The organism is Syntrophorhabdaceae bacterium (assembly GCA_028698615.1).
Classification (GTDB): Bacteria; Desulfobacterota; Syntrophorhabdia; order Syntrophorhabdales; family Syntrophorhabdaceae; genus Delta-02.
The window spans coordinates 1-10,215 of sequence record JAQVWF010000067.1 but is presented as its reverse complement, the minus strand read 5'-3'; the positions used below and the strand labels follow the sequence as shown (position 1 = coordinate 10,215).

The following is a 10,215-nucleotide window of genomic DNA, read 5'->3' as shown; positions in this document are numbered from 1 at the left end:
GGTTTGGGTAGCGTGTATACAATGGGTGATATCGTAGCTACGGCAAATATCCAAGGAATTTATACCACAGGAAATGTTGGCAATCAAACGATGTCCTTTCTAATAACCGGTGCCGGTGTATACACTTTTGGCTTGACCCTTCCTACCACAACGAACGCCGGGATACTTTATTGTAGTGCTAACAGTGCACGCAGTGGTGCCGTTGATTGTACCGGTTGGTAAACAGATAAGAATTTTGTGAAAAACTCTTGCAAGCTGGTTTCTTAAGCTCTCTTTGATATAATGTTGTCAATCTTAATATTGTTTTGCCTTGTCCTTCTTTACTTTTACCCAGCGCTATCAGCTTCGTACATATTTGTCGAAAGGGATCTTGCCCCTTTTTTTATACCGCCCAAATTTCTTTGGGTAACGTTGATAAAATCGATTGAATTCCCCTTCTGGAATCCATACAGCTATTGCGGCATACCTTTACTCGCCACTCTCCAGCCGGGCGTTTTTTATCCACCCAACATTATCTTTTTCTTCTTGCCCTTCCCTGTCGCATGGAATTGGTCGATCATCCTCCATTTTGTATTTGCAGGCTCCACGACTTATTATTTCCTCCGGTACCTTAAAGTATCGGCGTTAGCCTCATTTACTGGCGGAGTGATGTTCATGCTCTCCGGATACCTCGTGTCGGTTCATAATCTTCTGCCCCACCTTCTTGCCATAGGGTGGTTTCCGCTGGTCATTTTGTTTTTTATAAAACATTTCGAAACAGGAAAATACAAACATCTCCTGCTGAGCAGCATTTTCGTCACAATAGAGTTTCTCGCGGGTGCGCCGGAGATGGTAGTGCTCACACTTTTCGTACTGCTTATTATCGCCATCTGTCCAGCACCTTTCTTGGATGTTGGTGCACCGGGATGGTTGAAGAGGTTCGCGCCGTTTTGCGTTTTGGTTATAATATTTTCCCTTGTTTCCGCCGTTCAATGGATACCGTTTTATGAATTGAAGCTGCAGAGTATTCGGGGTGCCGGGCTTTCCTATACTGAGGCGACCACATGGTCTTTTTCGTGGAGGGACTTCACCCTTTTTTTTCTGCCCGATGCGTTTGCATACTGGCAGACGGAGACTAAATACTGGGCAAATCAGTCCTGGCTGAAGACGGTTTATCTCGGAGTCATTCCTTTCATTATGAGTCTCTTTTTCTTTTTCAGCAAGGACAAGAAAAGACTACCCTTCTTCATTCTGATGTTCGTCTCATTCGTCCTTGCCCTGGGGAACAACACACCTTTGTATCACCTCCTTCACCACGTGCCACCCTTTAATGCTATACGATACCCCGTGAAGTTTCTCTTTCTCTTTTGCTTTATCATTTGTGTGACTTCGGCGCTTGGCGTTGAGAGGTTGAGATCCAGTTTGGCAAAGAACGATGCGAAGGTGAAGCATATTGTGATGATTAGCTTTTACCTAGGTTTCATTTTTGCTGGTTTGTGGGGTTATATCAACATTTTTGGGAATGATGTCGGGGCGTTTCTCAACGCGCACAACATTAAGCCTGATCAGTATAACGAGATATGGTTTAATCTCCACAATGTGAAACGAGTCCTCTTTTTTGCGTTTCTGTTTTGTCTAATGCTGCTAGTGTATTTGCGATCCCGGCATAACAAATACGCGATTTACGCCATGGTGTTTTTAGTTGTAGCGGACTTATTCCTTGCAAATTATGGTTACTATCGAACAGCGTCGTGGCAAGGAGTGTTTATGTCTGAGCATAAGTTCGTTCCATTGCTTTGTGGAGCAAGAGATACAGAGCGATATTTTGTGACGAACAAGACACATGCGGATCTTGGGAGGTTTTTTCCGACCGACAGAGCTCTTTTGCACACGCCATATGCTCCCGTCTTCGGCCTGTATACTGTTGGAGGCGTGGAGATCATGAGGGTAGCGCGTCACGACCAGTTTCTGAATATGTTGTTGGGGGCTGCCACTCTTCAAGAAGCTAAGCGGTATATCAATATTGTGGGTATACGATTTATGATTACTTCCTATGAAGTCAATGATCCCGACTTTAAGCTGCGAGAGACGGTGGATGTCAAAAAGGGAACCGCGTATCTCTATGAGTACTTGCAGAACACCGAAAGATTTCGCCTATTCAATAAGGTGCATTTTGTAGACAGTGATCAAGATATGGTGGCAAAATTAGTTGACGGGAATATTGATCTCAGAAATGAATTGATTATATTGTCAAAAGGGGGACTGCCGAGTCCGCAGGGGGGACAGGAGAGGCGGAGAGCGAGACTGCTGTCCTACACACCGAACAAAGTAGTGCTTGAATCGACTTCTGATGGAAGCGCTTTTTTGTACCTCAGCGATACCTATTACCCCGGATGGCGGGCCTATGTGGACGGGAAAGAAACGAAGATATATCGAGCTAATCTGGCATTTCGAGCTGTTGAGGTGCCGAAGGGAAGGCACACGGTTGTTTTTAAATACGTGCCCATGTCCTTTTACGTCGGGCTTGTCCTGACCCTGTTCGGGATCGCCCTTTGCGTATGGCTCTGGCAGAGGGATAGAAGGATACCGTCTGAGGCTGGCGGGGACAGTGGGGGTAGCACCACTCACGGCGAGAGGGGCGGTGTTATATGAGTGCGCCTTGCAGAAATGTGACCCGCGGCGAGGGCCGCCTTGAGGGTTATCTGGCGCGAAGGCGCGTTGCGAAGGCGAATGCGCTTGTGCCTGTGGAGTTGAGAAGGGGCAGGGTTCTGGATATTGGTTGCGGGTTCTTTCCCTATTTTCTTACGAAAGCGGAGTTCTCCGAGAAGTACGGCCTTGATAAGGGGATCGACAAAGAGCTGAGGGTGGAATTGAAGAAAAGGCATGATCTGGCCCTTATCGATGTCGACGTGGAACACTCTGCGCGCATACCTTTCGATAGGGATTTTTTCGATGTTGTGACCATGCTGGCTGTTTTGGAACACTTCGAGCCGGCAAGGGTTCTTCGTATACTCCGGGAGGTCGAAAGGATCCTCAAACCGGGAGGTGTGTTCATCATGACCACCCCGGCCGGATGGACCAAAGGCTTGCTGAAGTTTCTCGCGCGGCACAATATGGTCAGTCGGATCGAGATCGACGAACACAAAGCCGCCTATTCACGGAAACAGGTTCGTGCGGTACTTGAGCAGGCCGGATTTCAGAGGCCTTCCGTAGCGTCGGGGTATTTTGAACTTTTTATGAACATATGGGTTAGGGCAAGAAAAGAGCACAACCGGTTTGAGCTTGAAGAGTTTGAGCCTGAAGAAACCTGAAGGCGAAAAAAACCTCTTTAAAACAAGTCTGTAATAGTACTATTATACATATTGTTCGGGATATTAATGGAAACCATTCTCCTCACAGAAGATGACGTAGCTTTACGGGCCCAGATGCGCTTTGCCCTCGAGGAACGTTTTGAGATTGTTGAGGCCGGAGATGTTCGGAAGGCCATCAATCTCCTCAACAAACACGACGTCACCCTTGCCGTTCTCGACCTGGGGCTCCCTCCCCATGAGAACACGCCCGATGAAGGGTTGCGGCTCCTTCATTATATTCTTGAGAATTTCGGTATCAAGGTCATCATACTCACGGGCCAGAAGACGGAAAGCGCCGCGCTGGAGGCCATTAAGTCAGGGGCCTTCGACTATCTCGTCAAGCCGGCATCCATCGAACAGGTCATCTTCTCCATCGACAGGGCCATACTCTTTCGGGACACGGAGCGAAAGCTTGAGGAACAGGGACTGGCCAAGATATCATTTGACATCGAGGTTGGCAAGGGGCTTCAGCCCGCTCGCGAGGAGGCCGAAAAGAACATTATTCTCAAGGTCCTCAAAGACACCAACTTCAATGTCTACAAGTCCGCCAAACTGCTTGGCGTAAAGAGGGAGAGTCTCTATTATTTCATAAAGAAGTTCGGCTTTCGCCGTGAGGACATAGATGATAACGCTTAAGCTTATCCAATCGATGTACATGTTCGTCATCGTGGTGGGCGTGGCGGTCCTCGTCATCCTCTTCTATCTGCGATACCTCACCAACCGCGCCTTCAAGGTCCAGTTGAAGATGGTGGAGACCAACAGCGAGTGCAATTACGATATTTCGCTTTTCCTGCCGAGGGCCAGGGAGCTCATCAAAAAGGCCGAGATAGACGATGTTTTCTACGAGATAACCTACGGGGAAAAGACCCTTGCGAGGCCCGGTCCCGCCCACAAAAGAGTGATTACGCGGAAGGTTTCACGGCCCGATTATTCCATAGGGCTCGGTATCGTGACGGTGAGTCCCCGGGGATATCAGAGATATATCTACATGATCATCTTCGAGACCCTTTTCCTCCTCATCGAGATGGATCTCCTTATGAAGATAAAAGTGGCCAATGAGGCACTCTATAATTTTTCCAAGCTTCAGACATTCCTGCTTCACGATGTGAAGAACGTGACGCAGTTCATCAAGGGGCTTCTTTACAATATCACCAGAATAGGCGGGTCCGAGCGGGAGCACAAATTCGTTGAATACCTGCGGGAATCGGCCCCGGCTCTTTCCGTCAGGACTGACAAGATCCTGGCGACCCTTGAGATGGGCTCGGAAAAGGAAAGTGATGAGGGCGATACACAGGAGGTCGACGTTCTCGCCATGATAAGCGAGCTTATCAAACTCTATGGCGTGAAGGGAGAGGCGACAGGCCGGGGCAGCGTCTTCACGCAAAAGCATAAGCTTGTGACCGTTTTCGACAACATAATAAAGAATATGCACGAGAAATCCACGAATGAACCTCAATTGGAGTGTTTTGCCTTTATCAGGGAAGAAGGAGAGACGGTCACCGTCGTTATCTATGATACGGGCAGCCCCATCAAGGATATCGACAGAATGTTCGAGCCTTTCTTTACGACAAAGAGCTCAGGACTCGGCATCGGGCTCTTCCAGGCGAGACACGTTGTAAAAAAATTCGGGGGCAACATGACGGTGGCAAATACCGACCGGGGCGTGGAATTCACAGTTGCACTCATGAAGGGCGCTCGGCCCATCAGTCTTACCTCAGAACAAACTCTTTGATATTCCTCATCTTTCCATTTTCAATGTAAAAGTCCTTTATCCGTAACCCCGGTTTACCTGTAAAATCAACATATCTGTAAAGAGAAGTTACCTGTAAAACCGCATTATCTGTAAACTAATTCTACATCTTGCGAGGATCCCTGAATCCCCATATATTGACTGTAGATATGGCAGGGATAATACAAAATGACGCCTGTACGGCAGCGACAAGCCCGGGGAGGCCGGGTGGTTTCACGGTTATCGAACTGGTAATTGTGACGGTCATCATCGGCCTCATCATCGGTCTCGTAGTTAAAGGCCAGTCCCTTATCGTGACTGGCCAGATGAAACAGCTTTTCCACCAGAAAGATCAGATTGCCGCCGCCTTCCAAAGCTATTATGAGAGCTTCGCATACTATGCCGGTGATGACCCGGTTGCCTCGTCAAAGTTCCGCGGCGCCACGGACGGCAACGGCAACGGGCGCGTGGGGATCGGGTCCGGGGCAACGCCCCCCGATTTTGCCTGTGCGGGAACGGGAACCGAACAATGCGATCTCTGGTTTGAGCTGAGACAGGCGAATGTTCTGAACGGGGCTGGATTTGCCAATCCCAAACACGTCTTCAGCGGCAACGTGGCCCTCACCTACAACACCCCTGGAAAGGGCGACGCCGGTCACTGGCTTGCCTTTGAGAATCTGCCGCCCGATGTGTGCCGGGGCCTGGACAGAAAGTACGATGACGGCACCTGGAACACGGGAAGCATCCGGGGCGCCCTGGATTACGATACAGCGGTAAGTGGAAAGTTCATTCTTTTTTTCAGGTTGTGATGAGATGACCATGAGCGAGTCACACAGGACCAGCCAACAAAGAGGATGCCGATCGTTGTCATGCAATAAAGGGCGGCATCAACGCTATCCCGTTCAGGCATCGGGTAAGACGGTAGACCAATAGAGAGGGGACAATGTACATCTATTTCGCTCATCCCTGCTTCAATGATTCCCAGGAACGCTTCAAGAAAGAGTTCCTGGGAAAACTGAGGAGTGCCCTCGAACAGACCGACTACGGCAAAGCGGTCGGAATTATCGACCCCTTCGACGACACACCCAATATCGAAGGAAACAGGGAGACAAAGCTCAAGCTGAGTCGGACCGTAAAGGAAACCTGTCTTCGGATGCTGGAGGATTGCGACATTGTTATGGCTCTTGTCGATGACGGAGACACGGGGGTGGCCTTCGAGGCCGGTTACGCCCACGCCATCAACATCCCCGTTATCCTCATATCAAGGGGAAATTGCGATGAGGCCAATGCCATGCTTATCGGCGCGGCCAGGGAACGGATAGACAACATACTGCAGGAAGAACAGATCGAAAAGCTTGCCCGGATGTTTGAGTGGTATTTCATATCAAAGGAGCGTTACGGCCATGAACCCAGAACGAATTGAAGCAGATTTTTACGAAAAGACCACGATTTACGGTTTTCGGTGCAATTTCTGCGGATATATCCTCGACGAGTCGAACGGAGGGTACCTTTATCTGCAAAATGACAGGGGTGACAGGATACCGCTCAAAGACCATGGCGAGCGGGAGATAATCGCCCAGATGCTTCGCATGGAAGAGGAATCCCTTCGCAACTGCGAGGCCCTTGCCGCCTCACAGGAGGCCATCATCGATCTCATGGAAGAGCGCGTAGGCTATCTTTCCGCCTGCGTCTGCATCGACTGCCTGAGCCAGTTCGGCCTCGATCTCCGAAAAGACACCCTCGTCTGCCCCCACTGCAAATCCGACCACATCAGGACCCTGCTGGAAATGACCGATAAACGATGTCCCCAGTGCAAATCGGGACATCTGGAAAGGTTCTAAAGGACAGTTTCAAGATTCGTATATGTACTCTACCAGCATCCAGTCCGACACCCGCAGCCTGTGGCTTATCATCTGGGCGAGCCTCTGGAAGAGCGCTACGCCCAGTTTGGGGTTATCACTTATCAGAAGTTCAAAGTTTTCCTTCGTGAGGACAAGGACCGTGGTTTGATTCACCGCCACCGCCGACGCTGAACGGGGAAGGCCATCGATGATGCTCATTTCGCCGACAGTTCTACCGGGGCCGATCTCACAGATAGTCTTGACATTCTTTTTGGAATCCCCCTTTGTGATCCTGACAAGCCCGTCTGCCACGAAGCACATATAGGGTTCGATGGCGCCTTCATTGAAGATGGATTCGTTCGACTGTGCCGTGGCGAGATAGAGGTATTGCGCAAACCGCTCCATATCCTCGTGGCTCAGACCCTCGCCCCATTGAGACTTTTCTATCATGACAATACGTTCCTGAACGGACGATAAGACGTGATGCAGCATGATCTCTCCTGGATTAGTGCATTTTTGATCCGTCGACAGCCATCTTTTCACTGGTTAGTATCAACTATATACTATGGTTACGTTTCTTTTTGCAATCTTTTCAAGGCTACATTGGCCGCGACGAGTATCGGGTCCCATACCGTTGCAAAGGGAGGGGCGTAGGCAAGGTCCAGCCGGGCAATATCATCGATGGTCATCCTGTTGTACAATGCTGTCGCAAGGGTGTCTATCCTGTGGGCAACGCCTTCACTGCCGGCCATCTGGGCCCCAAGAAGCCTTCCCGAGGTCTTTTCCACGATGTAGGTCACCGTGATCGGTTTGCCTTCAGGATACGCACTGCTTCTGGACCTGCCCTTTATGGTAGACACAAAGTGGCCAATGGCTTCCCTTTCCGCCTCGAGGGGCGCGAGGCCCGTGCGGGCCACTTCGAGATCGAAGATCTTCGTTACCGCCGTTCCAACTATGCCTTCGAAGACATTACTCATACCGGCGGCGTTCTCACCGGCTATTCGACCCTGTTTATTGGCGGTTGCGCCGAGGGGGATATAGACCTTTTTTCCCGTGACGATCTGTGTCGCCTCGGCGCAGTCGCCTGCGGCGTAAATGTCGGGAATATTGGTTCTCAGGTGACCATCAACCTTTATCGCTCCGGCCGCGCCGAGCTCCATTCCGGCATCTACGGCAATTTTCGTGTTCGGCTTTGCCCCGATGACGAGGAGAACCATGTCGGCGTCAAAGGTCCCTTTGTCGGTGACGACACGGGCGACTGTCCCGCTGTTCCCTTCGAAGCTTTGTACGGACGCTCCTTTCATGAGGTTCACGCCTTCAGAGGCTATCTTGTCCTCGACGACCGCGGTGATGCTCGTGTCCATGGTCCCCAGGACCCGGTCCATCTTCTCGAAGACCGTCACCTCGACCCCTCTTTTTCTCAGAGACTCGCACATCTCCATACCGATGGAACCGCCTCCAACGATGCAGGCCCGCATCGGTCTCTTTTCGGCGCCGAAGGTGTTCACGTAGACACATTGCGGTCCGATACATGGTTCAAAGGATGTCCACCGGTCGATGAATCTCTTGATCTCGACGCCGTCATGGAGATCCCGCAACGTGAAGATGTGACCGAGATCTATACCGGGAAAGGGAGGGCGAACCGGCAGCCCCCCCGTAGCAATGACAAGATGGTCGTAAGGGATGGTCTTCTCCTCATCATTGTCCAGGTTCACGGCGGTCACCGTTTTGTTTGAAGGGTCTATGGAGAGGGCCTCGTGACGGGTGAGTACCGTGATGCCCCTCTCGTTGGCAGCGACCTCGGGCGAGAGTGATATGAGCGTATTGATGTCCTTCACGTCGTCGGATATATAATAAGGAAGGCTGCAGGCGCCGTAGGAGATGAAGTAGTCTTTCTGCAGAACGATCGCCTCCGCTTCGGGCTTGAGCCTCTTAAAACTGCTGGCCGCGCTCATCCCCGCCGCAACCCCGCCGACAACAACAAGACGTTCATGGGGCATGGTAGACTCCTATAACCCTTTTTTCTCAAAAAACCTGAACATCAGGATCCCGAGTATTACCATTATCACGATAACGATCCAGTGATTGATGCCGAGGATGCCCGGGATTGTGATCTTGCCGTAATTGCCCCAGGTCAGGACCGTTCTTTTCATGAGGGGGAAGAGCTCGGCGAAGACGGCGGCTCCCGCGAGCATGCCGATGATTCCCCATATCGAATCATAGCGTCCTTCACCGAGGGCACCAAGGGACGTGCCGGGGCAGTACCCCAGGAGCGCCCAGCCGATACCGAAAATGAGTCCGCCGATGATATTGCCGCCAAGGATCGTTGTCTTGATTGAAAGCTTCACGAGCCCCAGATCCTTGAGAAGGTAAACGCCCACCATGGCAACGAGTACGGTGGTGAACATATACTTGACGATGGTCATGTCCATGAGCCTCAAGGCCCCCAATTGCTTATCATAGCGGATGACGCGGGCCTTCTGGAGAAGAAACCCGAAGATGATGCCTGTTATCATGCCGTAGATGAGAACGTTCATTTTCTGGCACCTCCGCGATAAAGAAGATTGGCGACGATGAAGCCGCCCACGAAGAAACAGATCAAGGAAATGAAGCCGCTGACCGCAAGCTGGAGCGAACCGCTCAGCCCATGACCGCTCGGTCAGCCGTCAGCGAGGCGCGCCCCGAACATGGCTATCGCGCCCCCGAAGAAGGCCGTAATGGCGCGCGGGGTCATGCTTGGTCCGAACCGGCCTTCCCACATCCCGGGAACACCCTGCCAGCGAAAGGACCGGGAGGTGGCAGAGGCTATGAGGGAGCCGAAGAAGATACCGACGACGAACACCCACTGCCAGTCGATCTTCGGAAGATGCTTGGTGAAGTACTCCATCTGTGCGACTCTTTCCGGGGAAAACGTAGACTCGACGAATCCGGCGCTCGTGACAAAGGTTGTCGAAGCTCCGAAATATTTGCCGGCGACCCAGACGGAGAGCACGAGAAGAAGCCCCGTCAGTGCACCGGCGACATAAGGATTCCAGCCCTTCAGGTTCTCATTGGCATTCATGCTGCCTCCTTTTCCCGTGATGCGCGACAAAGCCAGCGCCGCGCTTGATAAAGACATTATAAAACCTCCCGTCGTCTTCTGGCAAGAAAGAAGGCAGGGGTCCAGAGGTCCAACGGGGGGGCGCCACAGGGTAACGTCAAGTATTTTGTGTCAGCAGCCAAAAACATAGTGCACCCCATAGCGTATGTTCTCATAGAGGAAGACTGCATACAGGATCCGCTCCATGCTGGTCCTGTTCTCGAAGACCCCCATGGG

11 protein-coding genes are annotated in these 10,215 nt (G+C 51.3%); 7 read left to right on the top strand and 4 right to left on the bottom strand.

The window, feature by feature from the left end:
* Nucleotides 1-411: 411 nt before the first annotated feature.
* The 7 genes from PHC90_13515 (at nucleotide 412) to PHC90_13485 (ending at nucleotide 6,899) form a co-directional block, all read left to right on the top strand.
* Nucleotides 412-2,631, top strand: coding sequence for a YfhO family protein (locus tag PHC90_13515; protein MDD3847362.1), 2,220 nt, complete (start codon nucleotides 412-414; stop codon nucleotides 2,629-2,631).
* Nucleotides 2,628-3,290, top strand: a complete 663-nt coding sequence (locus PHC90_13510) for a class I SAM-dependent methyltransferase (protein MDD3847361.1) — start codon at nucleotides 2,628-2,630, stop codon at nucleotides 3,288-3,290. Before PHC90_13515 ends, PHC90_13510 begins: the two co-directional genes overlap by 4 nt.
* Nucleotides 3,291-3,356: 66 nt before the next feature.
* Nucleotides 3,357-3,965 (top strand): response regulator, encoded by a 609-nt coding sequence (locus PHC90_13505; GenBank protein MDD3847360.1) that lies wholly within the window; start codon nucleotides 3,357-3,359, stop codon nucleotides 3,963-3,965.
* Entirely contained in the window at nucleotides 3,952-5,061 is a 1,110-nt protein-coding gene (locus PHC90_13500; protein ID MDD3847359.1) for a HAMP domain-containing sensor histidine kinase, read from the top strand. Before PHC90_13505 ends, PHC90_13500 begins: the two co-directional genes overlap by 14 nt.
* A gap of 167 nt (nucleotides 5,062-5,228) precedes the next feature.
* Entirely contained in the window at nucleotides 5,229-5,867 is a 639-nt protein-coding gene (locus tag PHC90_13495; GenBank protein ID MDD3847358.1) for a type II secretion system protein, read from the top strand.
* A 134-nt stretch (nucleotides 5,868-6,001) separates the two neighbouring features.
* Nucleotides 6,002-6,481, top strand: coding sequence for a nucleoside 2-deoxyribosyltransferase (locus tag PHC90_13490; protein MDD3847357.1), 480 nt, complete (start codon nucleotides 6,002-6,004; stop codon nucleotides 6,479-6,481).
* Nucleotides 6,462-6,899 (top strand): hypothetical protein, encoded by a 438-nt coding sequence (locus tag PHC90_13485; GenBank protein ID MDD3847356.1) that lies wholly within the window; start codon nucleotides 6,462-6,464, stop codon nucleotides 6,897-6,899. The genes PHC90_13490 and PHC90_13485 overlap by 20 nt, the downstream gene beginning before the upstream one ends.
* Nucleotides 6,900-6,908: 9 nt before the next feature.
* Here the strand turns inward: PHC90_13485 and PHC90_13480 are convergent, their stop codons facing one another.
* From PHC90_13480 to PHC90_13465, 4 genes are all read right to left on the bottom strand, one after another.
* Nucleotides 6,909-7,391, bottom strand: coding sequence for a cyclic nucleotide-binding domain-containing protein (locus tag PHC90_13480; GenBank protein ID MDD3847355.1), 483 nt, complete (start codon nucleotides 7,389-7,391; stop codon nucleotides 6,909-6,911).
* Between the two features lie 77 nt (nucleotides 7,392-7,468).
* Nucleotides 7,469-8,899 (bottom strand): FAD-dependent oxidoreductase, encoded by a 1,431-nt coding sequence (locus PHC90_13475; protein MDD3847354.1) that lies wholly within the window; start codon nucleotides 8,897-8,899, stop codon nucleotides 7,469-7,471.
* A 9-nt stretch (nucleotides 8,900-8,908) separates the two neighbouring features.
* Complete coding sequence (locus PHC90_13470) at nucleotides 8,909-9,436, bottom strand: YeeE/YedE thiosulfate transporter family protein (GenBank protein MDD3847353.1); 528 nt, start codon at nucleotides 9,434-9,436, stop codon at nucleotides 8,909-8,911.
* Complete coding sequence (locus tag PHC90_13465) at nucleotides 9,433-9,960, bottom strand: YeeE/YedE thiosulfate transporter family protein (GenBank protein MDD3847352.1); 528 nt, start codon at nucleotides 9,958-9,960, stop codon at nucleotides 9,433-9,435. Before PHC90_13465 ends, PHC90_13470 begins: the two co-directional genes overlap by 4 nt.
* Nucleotides 9,961-10,215: the final 255 nt, after the last annotated feature.

Bases quoted from the DNA above. Each gene is read 5' to 3' on its own strand.
- PHC90_13510 (MDD3847361.1), top strand. From the start codon at position 2,628: ATGAGTGCGCCTTGCAGAAATGTGACCCGCGGCGAGGGCCGCCTTGAG.
- PHC90_13505 (MDD3847360.1), top strand. From the start codon at position 3,357: ATGGAAACCATTCTCCTCACAGAAGATGACGTAGCTTTACGGGCCCAG.
- PHC90_13500 (MDD3847359.1), top strand. From the start codon at position 3,952: ATGATAACGCTTAAGCTTATCCAATCGATGTACATGTTCGTCATCGTG.
- PHC90_13495 (MDD3847358.1), top strand. From the start codon at position 5,229: ATGGCAGGGATAATACAAAATGACGCCTGTACGGCAGCGACAAGCCCG.
- PHC90_13490 (MDD3847357.1), top strand. From the start codon at position 6,002: ATGTACATCTATTTCGCTCATCCCTGCTTCAATGATTCCCAGGAACGC.
- PHC90_13485 (MDD3847356.1), top strand. From the start codon at position 6,462: ATGAACCCAGAACGAATTGAAGCAGATTTTTACGAAAAGACCACGATT.
- PHC90_13480 (MDD3847355.1), bottom strand. From the start codon at position 7,391: ATGCTGCATCACGTCTTATCGTCCGTTCAGGAACGTATTGTCATGATA.
- PHC90_13475 (MDD3847354.1), bottom strand. From the start codon at position 8,899: ATGCCCCATGAACGTCTTGTTGTTGTCGGCGGGGTTGCGGCGGGGATG.
- PHC90_13470 (MDD3847353.1), bottom strand. From the start codon at position 9,436: ATGAACGTTCTCATCTACGGCATGATAACAGGCATCATCTTCGGGTTT.